Annotated in this window: 15 protein-coding genes; 6 read left to right on the top strand and 9 right to left on the bottom strand. The window is 64.6% G+C overall.

Going from position 1 to position 15,544, the window contains the following annotated elements; genetic code table 11:
- Positions 1-10 precede the first annotated feature (10 nt).
- Positions 11-1,366: an NAD(P)H-hydrate epimerase gene (locus ACQY80_RS17445; RefSeq protein WP_428682135.1), complete on the top strand. Its 1,356-nt coding sequence runs from the start codon at positions 11-13 to the stop codon at positions 1,364-1,366.
- A gap of 1 nt (position 1,367) precedes the next feature.
- A complete protein-coding gene (locus ACQY80_RS17440; RefSeq protein ID WP_428682133.1) occupies positions 1,368-2,579 on the top strand; it encodes a class I SAM-dependent RNA methyltransferase in 1,212 nt (403 codons plus the stop codon).
- On the opposite strand, the gene ACQY80_RS17435 is transcribed toward ACQY80_RS17440, so the two are convergent.
- The 5 genes from ACQY80_RS17435 to ACQY80_RS17415 form a co-directional block, all read right to left on the bottom strand.
- On the bottom strand, positions 2,571-3,005 hold the full coding sequence (locus ACQY80_RS17435; protein WP_428682131.1) for an MAPEG family protein: 435 nt from the start codon (positions 3,003-3,005) through the stop codon (positions 2,571-2,573). The genes ACQY80_RS17440 and ACQY80_RS17435 overlap by 9 nt on opposite strands.
- 13 nt (positions 3,006-3,018) lie before the next feature.
- Positions 3,019-3,450: an MAPEG family protein gene (locus ACQY80_RS17430; protein WP_428682129.1), complete on the bottom strand. Its 432-nt coding sequence runs from the start codon at positions 3,448-3,450 to the stop codon at positions 3,019-3,021.
- Between the two features lie 49 nt (positions 3,451-3,499).
- Positions 3,500-4,672, bottom strand: coding sequence for a CaiB/BaiF CoA transferase family protein (locus tag ACQY80_RS17425; RefSeq protein ID WP_428682127.1), 1,173 nt, complete (start codon positions 4,670-4,672; stop codon positions 3,500-3,502).
- A gap of 67 nt (positions 4,673-4,739) precedes the next feature.
- The gene (locus ACQY80_RS17420; RefSeq protein ID WP_428682125.1) at positions 4,740-6,053 is read right to left on the bottom strand and encodes an MFS transporter; all 1,314 of its coding nucleotides are present in this window, start codon (positions 6,051-6,053) and stop codon (positions 4,740-4,742) included.
- Positions 6,054-6,152: 99 nt separating this feature from the next.
- Positions 6,153-7,346 carry a type III PLP-dependent enzyme gene (locus ACQY80_RS17415; RefSeq protein ID WP_428682123.1) on the bottom strand — a complete coding sequence of 398 codons (1,194 nt, stop codon included), beginning with the start codon at positions 7,344-7,346 and terminating at the stop codon, positions 6,153-6,155.
- Positions 7,347-7,599: 253 nt separating this feature from the next.
- Here ACQY80_RS17415 and ACQY80_RS17410 point away from each other — a divergent pair, with 253 nt between their 5' ends.
- Together ACQY80_RS17410 and ACQY80_RS17405 are read left to right on the top strand one after the other, a co-directional pair.
- On the top strand, positions 7,600-9,258 hold the full coding sequence (locus ACQY80_RS17410) for an FAD-dependent oxidoreductase (protein WP_428682121.1): 1,659 nt from the start codon (positions 7,600-7,602) through the stop codon (positions 9,256-9,258).
- Positions 9,259-9,314: 56 nt separating this feature from the next.
- Positions 9,315-10,055 carry a hypothetical protein gene (locus tag ACQY80_RS17405; protein ID WP_428682119.1) on the top strand — a complete coding sequence of 247 codons (741 nt, stop codon included), beginning with the start codon at positions 9,315-9,317 and terminating at the stop codon, positions 10,053-10,055.
- Between the two features lie 7 nt (positions 10,056-10,062).
- On the opposite strand, the gene ACQY80_RS17400 is transcribed toward ACQY80_RS17405, so the two are convergent.
- The 4 genes from ACQY80_RS17400 to ACQY80_RS17385 are packed head-to-tail and all read right to left on the bottom strand — an operon-like array spanning position 10,063 to position 13,962.
- The gene (locus ACQY80_RS17400) at positions 10,063-11,250 is read right to left on the bottom strand and encodes a carboxynorspermidine decarboxylase (protein WP_428682117.1); all 1,188 of its coding nucleotides are present in this window, start codon (positions 11,248-11,250) and stop codon (positions 10,063-10,065) included.
- A gap of 56 nt (positions 11,251-11,306) precedes the next feature.
- Entirely contained in the window at positions 11,307-12,308 is a 1,002-nt protein-coding gene (locus ACQY80_RS17395; RefSeq protein ID WP_428682115.1) for a N(4)-(beta-N-acetylglucosaminyl)-L-asparaginase, read from the bottom strand.
- 41 nt (positions 12,309-12,349) lie between these two features.
- On the bottom strand, positions 12,350-12,700 hold the full coding sequence (locus ACQY80_RS17390; protein ID WP_428682113.1) for a DMT family protein: 351 nt from the start codon (positions 12,698-12,700) through the stop codon (positions 12,350-12,352).
- Between the two features lie 53 nt (positions 12,701-12,753).
- Positions 12,754-13,962 carry a saccharopine dehydrogenase family protein gene (locus tag ACQY80_RS17385; protein WP_428682111.1) on the bottom strand — a complete coding sequence of 403 codons (1,209 nt, stop codon included), beginning with the start codon at positions 13,960-13,962 and terminating at the stop codon, positions 12,754-12,756.
- A gap of 63 nt (positions 13,963-14,025) precedes the next feature.
- On the opposite strand from ACQY80_RS17385, the gene ACQY80_RS17380 reads away from it, so the two are divergent.
- Positions 14,026-15,015, top strand: coding sequence for a threonine ammonia-lyase (locus ACQY80_RS17380; RefSeq protein WP_428682109.1), 990 nt, complete (start codon positions 14,026-14,028; stop codon positions 15,013-15,015).
- 43 nt (positions 15,016-15,058) lie between these two features.
- Positions 15,059-15,511 carry a hypothetical protein gene (locus ACQY80_RS17375; protein ID WP_428682107.1) on the top strand — a complete coding sequence of 151 codons (453 nt, stop codon included), beginning with the start codon at positions 15,059-15,061 and terminating at the stop codon, positions 15,509-15,511.
- The last annotated feature ends 33 nt before the right edge of the window (positions 15,512-15,544 follow it).

Raw genomic sequence — 15,544 nt, 5'->3', positions numbered from 1 at the left:
GGTTCGGCACATGGTCCTTCCACCTGATGCTCCGATCCTGACCAACGACGCCATGCGCGCTGCCGAGGATGCTTGCGCCGCCGCGGGAACGTCGCTCGCCGAGCTGATGGAGCGTGCCGGAGCTGCGGTAGCCGACACCGCGTGGCGGATGGCGGCGGGCGCGCCGATCCTGATCCTGTGCGGACCCGGCAATAATGGTGGCGACGGGTATGTCGCGGCACGAATGCTTCACGAGCGTGGTGCATCGGTTCGGGTGGCGGCGCTGGCGCCGCCGAAGACCGATCTCGCCATCGCGGCCCGGGCAGAATGGGATGGCCCCGTCGAAGCGATCGACGACGATCTGGCTCCGGCATCGCTGATTGTCGATGCGCTGTTCGGCGTCGGTTTGAAACGGCCACTGGCCGACGATCTGGGGCGGATTTTGGCGGGGTTTTCGGACAAGCGCATCCTTGCGGTCGACGTACCGAGCGGCGTGGATGCCGACGGCGGCAACGATTGGGAGCCGCCGCTGCCTGCAAATGCGACGATAGCGCTTGGCGCGCTCAAGCCCGGGCATGTTTTGCTGCCGGCGGCGCGGAATTGCGGGACGATCATGCTCGCGCCCATCGGGATCGACGCGACCCCGATGATGCGGACCCTGCCGAGGCAATCTGTCCCCGATCCCGACGCGAACTCGCACAAGTTCAATCGCGGAATGGTTCTGGTCAGGGCAGGGCCGATGGCGGGTGCGGCGGGGCTGACGGCCGCTGCAGCATTGCGGGCGGGCGCGGGCTATGTCGTGCTGAGCGGTGCGCAGGAAGCGCCTTTCTCGGCGATCATCGCCGAGGATAGGGCGAGCTATGCCACGCGACTTTTGGACAAGCGGCTGGGCGCGATCGTCATCGGTTCGGGTTATCCGGCGAGCGAGGCGCTGGCTCGCGACGTTGGGGCGGCGATCGACGCGGGCAAGGCACTGGTGCTTGACGCAGCGGCGATCGATGTCGCGTTGCCGCGCTTGCGCGCCAGGCAGGGCGGGGCAGCGATCCTGACGCCGCATGAGGGCGAGTTTGTGCGCGCCTTTCCGGATTTTTCCGGGAGCAAGATCGACCGCGCGAAAGCCGCTGCGGGCGATAGTGGTTCGGTGGTGATCTACAAGGGCGCCGACACGGTGATCGCGGCACCCGATGGGCGGGTCGTGGCGGCCTGGCCGGGAAGCTCGTGGCTGGCGACGGCTGGGACGGGCGATGTGCTGGCGGGGGCGTGCGGCGCGATGCTGGCGCGCGGCGGCGATCCATTCGATGCGGCGGTGGCGGCGGTGGGCTGGCATATCGCGCAAGCCCGCCGTATAGGCCCCGGCCTGGTGGCCGACGATCTGATTAGGGACTGAGATGAGTGAGACTGCGCTGATCGAGCGCATCGCCGCACGCGGTGATGGCGTGACGGCCGATGGCCGGCATGTGGCGGGCGCCGTTCCGGGCGACCGCGTGCGCCCCGACGGCATCCTGATTCCCGGGCCCAACCGGACCGAACCCGTTTGCCGTCATTTCGGCAAATGTGGTGGTTGCCAGCTTCAGCATGTCGCCGAACCCGCGCTGGCCGATTTCGTCCGCGACCGTGTCGTTGGCGGGCTTGAGGGCCAGCAGATTGCGGCAAACGAAGTGCTTCCGGCGCTGTTGTCGCCGCCCGAAAGTCGCCGCCGCGCCACTTTGACCGCACTCCGGACTGGCAAGCAGGTCGCGCTCGGTTTCAACGCGGCGCAGAGCAACCAAGTCGTCGACATGCGGATGTGTCCGCTACTGTTGCCCGAGCTGTTCGCGCTCGTCGCGCCGATCCGCACCTTGCTTGAGACGATGGCGCCGCAGCGCCGTCCCGTGAAGGTCAAGTTGCAGATGCTCGATCAGGGTCCCGAAGTGATTCTGGAGGGCGTGAAGGCCGAAGGCCTCGACGCCGCCATGGCGCTGCAGGATTTTGCCGGCGCGCACCGGCTGGCCCGCCTTGAAATCGATCAGGGCGATGGGCTGGAAACACTATGGCAGCCCGAGCCGCCGACGATGCGCTTCGGCGACATATTGGTCGAAGTGCCGCCCTTTGCCTTTCTGCAGGCGACCGCGACGGGGCAGGCGGCTTTGATCGATGCGGTTCAGCGCGCGATCGGCGATGCCCCGGCGGTTGCCGACCTGTTCGCGGGCGTCGGCACCTTTGCGCTGTCGGTGCAGTCGGGGCGCAAAGTCTATGCCGCCGAAGGTGCGCGCGACGCGATCGCGGCGCTGACGGGAGCCGCAAACCGTGCGCGAGCCTTGGTCGCGACCGAGCATCGCGACCTGTTCCGCCGGCCGCTGATCCCCGCCGAGCTCAATCGGTTCGGCGCGGTGATCCTCGATCCGCCGCGTGCAGGCGCCGAGGAGCAGGTTAAGCAGATCGCGGAATCGACCGTGCCGGCGATTGCCTATATCAGCTGCAACCCCGCCAGCTTCGCGCGCGATGCGAAGATTCTGCTGGAGGGCGGCTATCGCATCGATTGGGTGCAGCCCGTCGGCCAGTTCCGATGGTCGACCCATGTGGAACTGGCCGCGCGGTTCAGCCGATCATCGTCAGTGTAGTACGAAGCCGATGAAGGCGTGCAGGCAGAGCGCGATCAGCGCGAGGCTTGCCAGCGCGAAGATCGCGAAGCGCCACATCACGCGGTTTACGGTCGACTGGACGATGCTGTGAAGGATGCGCAGGCCGACATAGGCCCAGGCGATCTGCGTGTTAAGCCCGCCGCCGAGGCCGCCGACCGCGAGCGCCAGCGCAACCGCGTAGAAGACCGTCGGCTGCTCCATCAGATGATTGTAGTTATGCGCCTTCCACTGCACTTCGGCAGGCAGAACGTCGTCAAGCCCGCGACCCGTCGTGCCAACGAGATTTTTGGCGTCGATCTTTGCGCGGCTCATCGCCGGGATGCGCGTCGCGTACATCCATACCCACATGATCATCGACCAGAGCGCAAGCGTCGCCACCGGTCCCAATATGGCATTCGTTTCCATTATCTTCTCCCCCTCAACCCAAAGTAGCGATCACCGCCAGCACCGACAGTGCGAGCAAGCAAAGCGTCGACAGCAGGAACAGCAGAAAGCGCACGGGAATGCGGTTCACGGTTGCCTGCCAGATGCTGTGAACGATGCGCAGGCCGACATAAGTCCAGGCAAGGCCGCGTGTCAGGCCGGTGTTGCCGCCGTCGATCTGCAGAAAGACGATCACCGCATAGAAGATGGTCGGCTGTTCGAGCAGATGCGTATAATTGTGCGACTTCCAGTTGACCTCAGGCGGCAAAATACCCTCAAGGTCGGCGCCGCGGCCACCCGGCGGCGCCTTCGACAGGTCGATCCCGGTTTTCTTGAGCGCCGGGAAGCGCGTGGCGGCAACCCAGCCGAACATCATCAGCGTCCAGAGTGCCAGAACCGCGCCGGGTGCGAGCAGGCTTTGCGACATATATTTTCCCCTCTTTCGTGTCGCGCGCGATGCTAGGCGGCGCGGGCCATTATGCAACGGGTGACGTGCGATCCCGGCTCGCAGCCAGTTCGGCGCGGATGGCGGTGCCGTCGCCATCGATCCTTGGCGCAAAACCGATGTCGCGCGCAGGGGCCGCGCCAAATTTGACCGGCGGCTGCATTTCATAGAAGCCGCCGACATCAGGATGCTCGCGCCGCCGGAAAAAGCCGGTCGAGGCAAAGTGCGGGTCTGCGCGAATATCCTGCAGGTCGCGTGCGGCCATCGCCGGAATGTCGTTCGCCGCGAAGAGTTCAAGCCATTCGGCGGTGGTCCGGGCGGGTGTCTTGCGCGCAATCTCGCTGTAGACGAGCGGCATGTGCTGCCCCTTGGCCTTTGCGGCCTCGAACTCGGGCGAGGTAAGCAGGGTTTCGCTCCCGAGCAGGCCCATCAGACGCGCGGTGGAGTCCGGAGTATAGGGCACGATCGCCATATAGCCGTCGGCCGTCGGGAAGGGCTGGCGGGTCGGGTCGAGCTGGCGCGGATAGCCCGCCGGGCCGATCGGCGGATCGAGCGTGTCGTCGCGCAGATGCTCGGTGAGCATGAAAGAGGCGAAGCATTCGAACATCGGAACCTCGACCGCCTGTCCCTCGCCGGTCCGGAATTTGTGGACGAGCGCGGCGAGGATCGCCTGAGCTCCGAACTGCCCCGCGATCTTGTCGGCGATCAGCGACGGGAAATAGCGTGGCGCGGGGTTGCCGTCGACGCGTGGCAGCAGGCTGGTCGTTCCGGTCGCGGCCTGAATGACGTCGTCATAGGCCTGCAGATCGGCATAGGGGCCATCCTGTCCGAAGCCGGTGCCATGAACATAGATGATGTCCGCCTTCAGCGCCTTGCAGCTTGCATAGTCAAAGCCGAGCCGTTCGATCGCCTTGCCGCGGACATTGTGGAAGAAGACGTCGGCGCTCGCCACCAGATCGCGAAGGACGGCGGCATCGTCGGGCCTCTTGAGGTCGAGCGCGATCGACCGCTTGCCTCGGTTCACGGTCAGGTGGATCGATCCCATCGTCGGATCGGGAACCCCGCTGCCCAGATAGCGCGAGACGTCGCCGAGCCCCGGCGTTTCGACCTTGATGACCTCGGCGCCGAGATCGGCGAGCATCTGCGTTGCATAGGGGCCGAAGATGACCGTCGTCAGGTCGATGATGCGAATACCGGACAGCAAGGCTGCTTATCTCCCACTTATCGTTTAGGGGAGGATAGAATGATTTCGAAGTGAAACGGAAGAGGCGTTATGCCGCCGGGGCCGAATCCGGTCCTTTTGCATAGGCGGTCGAGATCAGCCGGTACGAGCGCGAGCGGAAGGCGATGATCGTCAGGATCACGCCGAGCAGCCCGGTAATCGTGAAGACCAGCGCAATCCCGCGCTCGGGCCCGCGGCCGAACCAGTCGCCGATCGCGTCGGCGCCTGCGCCATCGGTCATGAAGGGCACGAAGACAAACTGGGTCAGCGGTGCGATCAGAAAGGCTGTGAGCGGCGAGGCGGCCAACTCGACCGATTGCGCGAAGCCGAAGACGCGGCCCTGCCTTTCATAGGGGACGACCTTTTGCATCGCGGTCTGCTCGGCGGCTTCGGCATAGGGGCCGAGGAACAGCCACAGGAAGCAGCCAATCGCCAGCAGGGGGATCGACGACTGGATCGTGAAGATCGCTGCGACGATCCATTCGGCAAGGCAGACGAAGAGCAAGGTACGGATCGGGTTCGCGCCCAGCCCGGTACGCGCAATCAACGCGCCGCTGAGGATGAAGGCCGAGGAGGTGACGGCCCATAGCATGCCCCATTCCTCGACCTTCATCAGCGACAGGCCATAGGCGTCCATAAGCGCCATGAACACGCCGCCGAGCAGGTTGTTGAAACAGGAAAAGAGGATCAGCGCGAACAGGCCGGGGATAGCGAGGACGACCCGGAAGGTGCCCGCGAGGTCGATGCGATTGGGCTCGGCGTCGTCCCTTGTCTCGCGCGCCTCGTCGATGCGGACGAATGACAGGTGAAGCGCGACGAGGATCGACAGCGCGATGGCGATGGTGAGCGTGGCGACCATCCCGCCCCAGGCGACGAGGAAGCCACTGATCGCGGAGGTGGTCAGAAAGCCGATGCCGCTGACAACCCCGACCAGTCCGTTCGCCTTGTCGCGGCGGTCTTCGGGCACCAGCAGGGTGACCAGCGTCGGCAGGGCGATCATGCGGATATTGCCGACGATCATCCCGAACATGCTGACGAGGATGAAGAGCCAGAAGGTCGGGCTCGAAACCTCGGCGGCACGAATGGAAGGGTCGAGCGCGTAGCCGCCCAGCGCCAGCGCATAGAAGGTGCACGAAGCGAGGCTCGATACGATCATCATGACGCGCTTGCCATGATGATCGACGAGGCTGCCGAACCAGATGCCGAGCATCGCGGTGAGCACCAGATAGATGCCCGCGATCATTCCCGTCGCGAACACCGATTGTGTTTCGAGGAAGGTCCAGAAGGTCAGCGCGAACCATACCGTAAAATTGGTGACGTTCGCGACCAGATTATTGGCAAGGAGATGATGGAAGGGCTGCATGGGCCGCGCAATCTAGCGTTTCGGCCCGACGGCGCCAGCCCATAGAAAAGGGGCCGGCCCATCGCGGCGCCGGCCCCTGTTTCGATAGCCTGTCGTCAGTCAGAAGAGCTTGGTCACCGTCGCGCTGCGGCGTTCCTGCTCGATCTCGCCGGTGTAGAGGCTCGCCATCGGCTCGTCGCTGACGACGTGCGTTTCCTCTGCGCCGAAGCCGTTGAACTTCGTCCGCATCGCACAGCCATAGGCGCCGAGCATGCCGATTTCGATGAAATCGCCGGCCTTGACGTCCGCCGGCAGGAAGAAGGGCCCCGCCATATGGTCGAGGTCGTCGCACGTCGGCCCGTAGAAGCTGAACGCGGTCATCTCGGCCTCGCTTTCGGTTTCGCGAAGCAGCGTCACCGGAAAGCGCCAGCCGACATGCGCGGCATCGAACAGCGCGCCATAGGCGCCATCGTTGATGTACAGCTCGTCGCCGCGGCGCTTTTCGACACGCACGATCAGCGAGCTATACTCGGCCGACAGCGCCCGGCCCGGTTCGCACCAGAGCTCGGCCGAATAGCTGATTGGCAGGCTCTCGAAGCTGCGGTGGATCGTCTCGAAATAGGCGCCGAGCGGCGGGGGCTCCATGCCCGGATAGGTCGAGGGGAAGCCGCCGCCGACATCAATGATGTCGACCGTGACGGCCGCTGCGACGATCGCGGCGCGGACGCGCTCCATTGCCTGCGCATAGGCGTGCGCCGACATGGCCTGGCTGCCGACATGGAAGCAGATGCCGAGCGCGTCGGCGGCCTGACGGGTCGCCATCAGCAGCTCGGCGACTTCCTCCGGCTCGGCGCCAAACTTGGCGGCAAGGCTGAGCTTCGAATGGTCCGACGAGACGCGCAGGCGAACGAGCAGGTTCAGATCCTGCGCGCCTTCGGTGGCGCGGACGATCTTTTCAAGCTCGTCCATCGTATCGAGCGAGAAGGTGCGGACGCCATGCTTCCAATAGGCTTCGGAAATCGCTTCCTCGGCCTTTACCGGATGCATGAAGCAGAGCGTGGCGCGCGGCAGGGTGCGCGCGACAAGGCGTACCTCGGCGATCGAGGCGACGTCATAATGGGTGACGCCCGAATCCCACAGGATATGCAGCAGGTCGGGCGACGGATTCGCCTTGACCGCATACATGGTCGTGCCGGGAAAACGGTCGATGAAGAAACGCGCTGCGCGCGCCGCCGCGTGCGGACGGACAAGCGTAACAGGTTCGACCGGCGAAAGTGCCTGAATCAGCCCGTGGGCGCTATGATGCTGGTGCAACTCAAGGGACCCCCAAAAATAACGTTAAACATCCAAGGCTGCCTTGCGGTTATTGGAAGTCCCCCTGGGGCAGCGGAGGGCGATATATGCAGGGGGGGGCCCCCTGTAAAGACCCTATCGCGCAATTTTGTAACGCCCCGGTAACAGTCGCGCCGAAACGGGCCTGACGCGCGGTAACCGGGGACAGGCGAGACAAAAAGCGCGACTCACGCTATCGACGGTCCGCTCTTCCCGCCGAAAGGATCCGCGCGCCATGAACCCTCCCGCCGACGTCAATCATACCTTCTCCGACGCCGAACTCGAGGAGCTGATTCCCTTCGGAACGGTCGAATCGCACAAGGCGGGCGATCTGATTCTGGCCGAGGGGACAATGGCGCCCGATTGCATCGTCACGCTGTCGGGGCACACCGATATTTTTGCGACGACCGACGAGGGACTGCGGCGCGTCGGGTGGATGGAGCGCGGGCAGTTCGCGGGCGATCTGTCGGTCCTGACCGGCCAACGGCATCTGTCGCGGATCGAGATGGGCGCCGACGGGGATATCCTGCGGATCCCTTATGACAGCTTCCAGCGGCTGATCTCCGGCAACAGTCACTTCTCCGACGTGTTCGTGCGCGTGTTCGCGGCGCGGCGCGAGTTCGGCAACAGTCGGGGCTTCGCCGCGATCATCGTGCTCGGCGCGGCGATGGACCGCAGCGTCTATGCATTGCGCGACCTGTTGATGAAGCATGGCGTTGCGCATCGCTGGTTTGATCCGGCCGACGGGCCAGTCGCGGCACATCTGATGGCCGAACGAGGCCTGACCGAAGACCAGTTGCCCGCAGTCATTCTGGGGGCGGCCGACATTTTGATCCAGCCGACGCCCGAGCAACTGGCGCAGGGGCTCGGCCTTGACCTGCTTCCCGATGGCGCGACCGCCGATGTCCTCGTCGTCGGCAGCGGCCCCGGAGGCCTCGCGGCAGCGGTCTATGCGGCATCGGAAGGGCTGACGGTCATCGCCCTCGACTCGCTCGCGCCCGGCGGGCAGGCGGGCACCTCGTCGAAGATCGAGAATTATCTGGGCTTTCCGACCGGCATTTCGGGCAACGAGCTGGCGCGCCGGGCGACGGTGCAGGCGCAAAAATTCGGTGCGCGGCTGGTTTCGCCGGTGCGCGCGGCGTCGATCGGCCGCGACGGTGACGCTTATTGCCTCCATCTTGTCGACGGCCGCAAGCTTCGCAGCCGCGCGGTGGTGGTCGCGAGCGGCGCGCAATATCAGCGTCTGCCGATCGAGGGGATCGAGAACTACGAGGGCCGCGGCATCTATTATGGCGCGACGCCGATGGAAGCGCAGCTGTGCGGCAATGCGGAGGTAACCGTCGTCGGATCGGGCAATTCGGCAGGCCAGGGCGCGATCTATCTCGCGAGCGTGGCGAAGAAGGTTTATGTCATTTTCCGCCGCAAGAGCCTGCGCGAGACGATGTCGGAATATCTGGTCAAGCGGCTCGAGGAGCATCCGAATATCGAGATCATCGGTTCGACCGATGTCGTCGCGCTGCGCGGCGAAGGGCAGCTTGACGGTCTGACCTATCGCTGCCGCGACACCGGCGCAGAGGATCTCTGCGACTGCAAGTTCCTGTTCCTCTTCCTCGGCGCCAGCCCCAACACGACCTGGCTGCCCAAGGAAATGGTGTGCGACGACAAGGGATTCGTGAAGACCGGCGCCGACATCGCCCCGTTGGAACTCGTGCGCGCGGGCTGGTCGCTCGACCGGATGCCGAGCCGGTACGAGACGAGCTGGCCGCGCATCTATGCGATCGGCGACGTCCGCAAAGGGTCGGTGAAGCGCGTCGCCTCGTCGGTCGGCGAAGGATCGGTGGTTGTCAGCGACATTCATCAGGCGCTGGCGGAAATTGTGCCGCCCGCCGGTTGACCTTCGCTTCGTCCGGACGATAAGCTCCTGTCATTGAAACAAAAAAGGGAGCCGAAATGAGCCTGGCAGCTTTTGTGATGATGGTAGCGGCGCAGAGCGGGAGCGAGCCGCTGCCCGCGAAAACCGACATCCAGAGTGATTTCTCGACCGTCATCTGCCCGAGCGAGGCAGCGGCGCGCGAGATGCTGGGCAGCTATTATGGCGTGCAGCCCGCACCGCGGAATCACACGATCGACACGACCCTGTTCTTCAAGGGGCTGTCCGCGACCGGCTGTTCACAGAACAATCCCGATGCCAAGTCGACGATCACGATCCAGCAGGTGATTGCGCGGCGGACCCTGCCGATCGCCGGCGGCGGCGAGACGCATCTCGTCTATCGCGGCGTCAATGCCAGCGGCGCCCGGGTGATCGGAATCGTCGACGAGACCGGCAACGACAAGCATCCGCGAAACGACTACGAACGCTGGTTGTCGGAGTTCATCCCGGGCGGCGTGCTGAACTATGATCCGACCGAAATGGGCACGGTCTACCTATGCGCCAGCATCGACGGCGCGCGCGCCGCAGTGAAAGCGATTCCGGTCAAGGGCAATGATACGGTCCGCAACGCAGCCTTCGCCAAGGCGCGAACGGCGAACAATTGCCGGCAGGCGGCGGCAGGGCGCTACAAGATCACCGCACGGCACGAGGAGCGCACCATATCGTGCGGGTTCGAGTGCGAGGATGTGTGGAACGCGCTGGCCGCGACCGACCCGCGCGGCCGTCCGGTCGCGCTGATCTTCAACGGATCGCATTTCTGACCCGGCGTCAGCTCAGACGCGTCCTGAAATCCTCGTAACCGAATTCGCGGATCAGCTTCAGTGCGTCGGTCTCGCTGTCCCACAGCCAGATCGACGGCAGCGGCACGCCGTTGAAGCTGTTGGTCTTCACCATCGAATAATGCCCCTGGTCGAGGAAGGCGAAGCGCTGGCCGATGCGGGCGCCGCCGGGCAGGCGATAGTCGCCGATCACGTCGCCCGCGAGGCACGAGGGGCCGCCGAGGCGGGTCGGCATGCCTTCGCTGCCTTCATCGAGCATCGCGGGCCTGTAAGGCGCCTCGATCACGTCGGGCATGTGACAGGTTGCCGAAATGTCGGTGATGCCGATCGGCATGCCATTGTCGAACAGGTCGAGCACCTCGCCGACGAGAATGCCCGCGTCGAGCGCGATCGCTTCGCCGGGCTCGATCATCACGTCGCAGTCGGTCGCCGCGCGGACCTGTTTCAGGAAGGCGATCAGGTCGTCGGTCTGATAATCGGCGCGCGTCACATGATGGCCGCCACCGAAGTTGATCCATTTGAGCTGGCTGAAGAAGGGACGCAGCATCGGCTGCACCGCGTCCCACGTTCGCTGCAGCGGCGGGAAGTCCTGTTCGCACAGGCTGTGCATATGGATGCCGTCGACGCCTTCCATATGCTCGGGGAGCAATTGGGTGACCGGGAAGCCGAGGCGGCTGCACGGCGCGGCGGGGTCGTATTTGGCGACCTCGCCCTCGCTGTGCATCGGATTGATACGCAGGCCGACGTCGAAACTCTCGCCGTTCGCGCGCAGTTCGTCGAGCAGCGGACGAAAACGGGCGATCTGCCCCGGCGAGTTGAAGATGAGGTGATCGGACAGCGCGGCGATTTCGGGGAGGTCGGCTTCCTTGTAGCCGGCGCAATAGGTCGCGACTTCCTTGTCGCCGTTCGGGCCGCCATATTCGCCGCGGCCGAGCTTCGCTTCGTAAAGCCCCGACGCGCAGACGCCGTCGAGATATTCGGCGACCACCGGCCCCAGCGACCACATCGAAAAGGCCTTGAGCGCCGCGAGCACACGGGCGCCCGACGCATCGCCGATATGGCGCAGCACCGACAGGTTTGCACGAATCTTCGCGGCATCGACCACGAATGCGGGCGAGGGGACGCGGGTCAGGTCGAAATGGGCAAAGGCCCCGGGGTCGCCGGCTCTGGTTTCCATGAGGCGCCATTTAGGGGCTTTGGAAAGGAGAAGGAAGGGGGCGCCGATCCTCCCGCCTATTTAACGGGAACTTTCACATTTCCGGCGACCGTCTGCACCGAATAGCTGAAGGGCGCTTCCTTCCATCCGGTCTTGGCCCCGCCGTGCGCGCCGTCGCGGCGCACCGCCACAACGCCGCCGTCGATCCGGTATCCCGCATCCTCAATCCGCTTGATCGCGGCCTGTGCGGCCGCTTGCGGTTCCATCCCGCCGCGCATCAGTTCGACGGCGTGATAGGTCGGGAGGAAGCGCATCATCACGTCGCCGTTGCCCGTCGCGACCGCAGCGCCGACCGCTTGGTCGCAATAGGCGCCGGCGCCGATGATCGGCGAATCGCCGACGCGTCCGGGGATCTTGAACTCGCGCCCGTTGGTCGAGCAGCCGACGCACAGATTGCCCGCCGCATCGAGCGCGATGCAGCCCACGGTGTCGTGGCCCGCGAGCTTGTCGGCCTTGCCGATCGGTTCGGGGGCGAAGGCGTTGGTCTTTTCGCCCTTGGCGGCCCATTTGTCCCACGCCTGTTGCGACACGACGCTGGTCAGCGAGGTTTCGGTGAAGCCCATGCGCGCGGCAAAGCGCGTCGCATCGTCGCCGACGATCAGGCTGTGCTGCGTTTCCTCCATCACCTTGCGCGCGACCGAGATCGCTTTCTTCACGCGCTTGAGGCAGCCGACCGCGCCGGCGTCGTGCGTCGGGCCCCACATGATCATCGCATCGAGCGTGGTCTCGCCGACCTCGTTGGGCACCCCGCCCGCGCCGACCCAATAGTCGCCGAGCAGTTCGACATGGTTGATCGTCTTTTCGACCACGTCGAGCGCCGAGGCTCCGGCGGCGAGCATGGGCCAGCCGACGGCATTGGCGCCGGGGCCGAACTCCCATGTCGTCATCACGAAGGGTTTGCCGACCGGAATGGCACCCGGCCTTGCAGGTTTTGCCGAGGCCTGCGTGGTGCCGAGCGCCGCCAGACCCGCAGCGCCTGCGCCGAAAGTGCGCCGTGAAATGTCCCCATTGTCCGCCATCGTCGCTCTCCTCCCGGAGGCGGAGGCTAGCGGCTGGAAGGTCAGGCGGCAATCGGCCCCTTGAAGATGAAGAAAGCGCCCGCAGCGATCAGCAGGAAGCCCGCCAGATGGTTCACCGTCAGCTTCTCGCCGAGCCAGAAGACCGCGAAGCCGGCGAAGACGAGCAATGTGATGACTTCCTGCATCGTCTTGAGTTCGGCGGTCGAATAGACCGCATGGCCGATGCGGTTGGCGGGCACGGCAAGGCAATATTCGAAGAAGGCGATACCCCACGCGATCAGGACCGCCAGCCATATCGGCCGTGAGACATCGCCGAGATGGCCGTACCAGGCAAAGGTCATGAAGATGTTCGAAATGAACAGCAGCCCGATGGGCACGAGATAGGCGGTCATGCGATTTCCTTGCTGGAACGGGCGCCGGCGCGAACCGGCGCCCGTCGCAGCAATCAGAAATCGAGCGGGGCGTCCAGTTCCTTTACCTGCCAGGGCAGGCCGTGCTTGTTCAGCATGTCCATGAAGGGATCGGGATCCATCTGCTCGACGTTGAAGACGCCATCGCCCGCCCACGTGCCGGTGACCATCATCGCGGCACCGATCATCGCCGGGACGCCGGTGGTGTAGCTCACCGCCTGATTGCCGGTTTCGGCATAGGCGTCTTCATGGTCGCAGATATTGTAGAGGTAGAGCGTCTTTTCCTTGCCGTCCTTGCCGAGGCCGGTCGCGATGACGCCGATGTTGGTCTTGCCCTTGGTCGTCTCGCCAAGGCTCGACGGTTCGGGGAGCACGGCCTTCAGGAACTGCAGCGGAATGATTTCCTTGCCTTCGTAGATCACCGGGTCGATCCGCGTCATGCCGACATTCTGGAGCACGGTCAGGTGCTGGATATAAGCGTCGCCGAACGTCATCCAGAAACGGATGCGCTTGATCTCGGGCAGGTGGGTCTTCAGGCTTTCGATTTCCTCATGGTACATGAGGTACATGTTCTTCGGGCCGACAGCCTCGAAGTCGAACGACTGCTTTACCGCCATCGGCGGGGTTTCGACCCAGTCGCCATTTTCCCAGTGCCGCGCGACCGCAGTCACTTCGCGGATGTTGATTTCGGGATTGAAGTTGGTCGCGAAATGCTGACCGTGATCGCCGCCGTTGCAGTCGAGAATGTCGAGCGTGTCGATGCGGTCGAAATGATGTTTGCGGAGCCACGTCGTGAAGACGCTGGTGACGCCCGGATCGAAGCCCGACCCGAGCAGCGCCATCAGCCCGGCGTCCTTGAAGCGGTCGTGATAGGCCCACTGCCAGTGATATTCGAACTTCGCCTCGTCGCGCGGTTCGTAGTTTGCGGTGTCGAGATAGTGCGCGCCGGTCGACAGGCACGCCTCCATGATCGTGAGATCCTGATACGGAAGCGCGAGGTTCACGACATGCGTCGCGCCGATCGAACGGATCAGGGCGGCGGTCGCATCGATATGATCGGCGTCGACTTCGGCGGTCTTGATCGTGACACCGGTGCGTTCGAGCACGGACTCGGCGATCGCGTCGCACTTGAACTTGCGGCGGCTCGCGAGGGTGATGTCGGGAAAGATGTCGGCATTCATCGCCATCTTGTGCACCGCGACCGAACCGACGCCGCCTGCGCCGATCACCAGAACCTTGCTCATCAAAAATCTCCTGTCCGCGTGTCTGCGGCTTGTGTTGTATGCCGCGGCCTATAGGACGAAGCGATGACACAGCAAAGCCCCCAGACCCTGATCGATCCGGATCGCGCGCCCACGCTTGCAGGGGTCGAACGCGCCGCGGCGAAAGTCGCTGCATTGCTTCCGCAAACCCCGCTGCTGCCGCTCGAGGTCGCCGGCAAAACCATCTGGTGCAAGGCCGAATGCCTGCAACCCGTCGGGGCGTTCAAGATCCGCGGCGCCTGGCACCGGCTGACCGACCTGACTCCTGAGCAGGCGAACGAGGGTGTCGTCGGCGTGTCGAGCGGCAACCATGCGCAGGGTGTCGCGTGGGCGGCGAAGCGGCTGGGGATCAAGGCGACGATCGTGATGCCAAGCAACGCGCCGGCGATGAAGCTTGTCGCGACGAGGAAGCTGGGGGCCGAGGTCGTGCTGTACGATCGCGTAACCGAATCGCGCGATGCGGTCGCGGCGAAACTGCTTGCCGAGCGCGGCGGGACGCTGGTCCACGCCTATGGTGATCCGTGGATCATCGAAGGGCAGGGCAGCGCCGGGATCGAGGCGAAAGCGCAGATGCTGGCGCGCGGGGTCGCGGCGCCCGACAAGGTAATTGCCTGCTGCGGCGGCGGCGGGCTGTCGGCGGGCCTCGCGCTCGCGCTGCCCGATGCGGAGATCATCGCAGTCGAGCCCGAGGGCTGGGACGATGTGACGCGCAGCCTTGCTGCGGGGAAAATCCTGTCGGTCGAGGATATGACTTGCCCGACCGAATGCGACGCGCTCCAGACGCCCGAGACTTGGCCGATCAACTTCGCGGTGTTGCAGGCGCGCGGGGTGAAGGGGGTGGCGGTCACGCGCAGCGAGGTGCGCGACGCGATGCGGCTGGTGTTCGAAAGGCTGCATCTGGTCGTCGAACCCGGCGGCGCCGCGGCACTTGCGGCGGTGCTTGCTGGCAAGGTCTCGGTGACCGACGCGACGCTCGTCACGCTGTCGGGCGGCAATGTCGATCCGCTGAAGTTTGCGGAGATCATCACCGAATAGGAAACTTATCGAGGCCCAAGCGTTTGGGCGGGGAAGGAGACGCATGATGCAGAAGAGCACGATTCTGGCGAGCGCCATTGCAATGATATTGCTGGCAGGCTGTGAAAAGGCCGAAGCGCCGGCACCCGCTGATACCAAATCGACGACCGAGGAGGTGCCGGTCGAAACCGTTCCCGCCGAAGGCACCGAGGCGACCGACCCCGCGACCGCACCGCATCGCTTTGCGGACTGGGCCGGCAAGTGGACCGGCGTCGAGGGCATGTATGTCACGATCACCCCGGGCGAGCCCGGAAAGTACAAGCTGGAGATGCAGTCGGATCTCGACACCAAGGGAACTTATGATGGCAATGACAGCGAGCATGGCATCAAGTTCAAGCGCGGCACCGAGGAATTGAGCCTGCACCGCGGAAATGGCGACGAGACCGGCCTCAAATATCTCGCCGGCAAGAAGGAATGTCTGATCGTCAAGGACGGCGAGGGCTATTGCCGCGATTGATCTGATCGATGAAGCGGCGACGGCGCTTTTTTG

It is taken from the genome of Sphingopyxis sp., from assembly GCF_965279755.1.
In the GTDB taxonomy this organism is placed as follows: Bacteria; Pseudomonadota; Alphaproteobacteria; order Sphingomonadales; family Sphingomonadaceae; genus Sphingopyxis.
The sequence above is the reverse complement of the archived record's forward strand: the minus strand, read 5'-3'. Positions and strand labels throughout refer to the sequence as shown.

Bases quoted from the DNA above. Each gene is read 5' to 3' on its own strand.
- ACQY80_RS17375 (WP_428682107.1), top strand. From the start codon at position 15,059: ATGATGCAGAAGAGCACGATTCTGGCGAGCGCCATTGCAATGATATTG.
- ACQY80_RS17410 (WP_428682121.1), top strand. From the start codon at position 7,600: ATGAACCCTCCCGCCGACGTCAATCATACCTTCTCCGACGCCGAACTC.
- ACQY80_RS17445 (WP_428682135.1), top strand. From the start codon at position 11: ATGGTCCTTCCACCTGATGCTCCGATCCTGACCAACGACGCCATGCGC.
- ACQY80_RS17420 (WP_428682125.1), bottom strand. From the start codon at position 6,053: ATGCAGCCCTTCCATCATCTCCTTGCCAATAATCTGGTCGCGAACGTC.
- ACQY80_RS17405 (WP_428682119.1), top strand. From the start codon at position 9,315: ATGAGCCTGGCAGCTTTTGTGATGATGGTAGCGGCGCAGAGCGGGAGC.
- ACQY80_RS17440 (WP_428682133.1), top strand. From the start codon at position 1,368: ATGAGTGAGACTGCGCTGATCGAGCGCATCGCCGCACGCGGTGATGGC.
- ACQY80_RS17395 (WP_428682115.1), bottom strand. From the start codon at position 12,308: ATGGCGGACAATGGGGACATTTCACGGCGCACTTTCGGCGCAGGCGCT.
- ACQY80_RS17400 (WP_428682117.1), bottom strand. From the start codon at position 11,250: ATGGAAACCAGAGCCGGCGACCCCGGGGCCTTTGCCCATTTCGACCTG.
- ACQY80_RS17385 (WP_428682111.1), bottom strand. From the start codon at position 13,962: ATGAGCAAGGTTCTGGTGATCGGCGCAGGCGGCGTCGGTTCGGTCGCG.
- ACQY80_RS17380 (WP_428682109.1), top strand. From the start codon at position 14,026: ATGACACAGCAAAGCCCCCAGACCCTGATCGATCCGGATCGCGCGCCC.
- ACQY80_RS17430 (WP_428682129.1), bottom strand. From the start codon at position 3,450: ATGTCGCAAAGCCTGCTCGCACCCGGCGCGGTTCTGGCACTCTGGACG.
- ACQY80_RS17390 (WP_428682113.1), bottom strand. From the start codon at position 12,700: ATGACCGCCTATCTCGTGCCCATCGGGCTGCTGTTCATTTCGAACATC.
- ACQY80_RS17435 (WP_428682131.1), bottom strand. From the start codon at position 3,005: ATGGAAACGAATGCCATATTGGGACCGGTGGCGACGCTTGCGCTCTGG.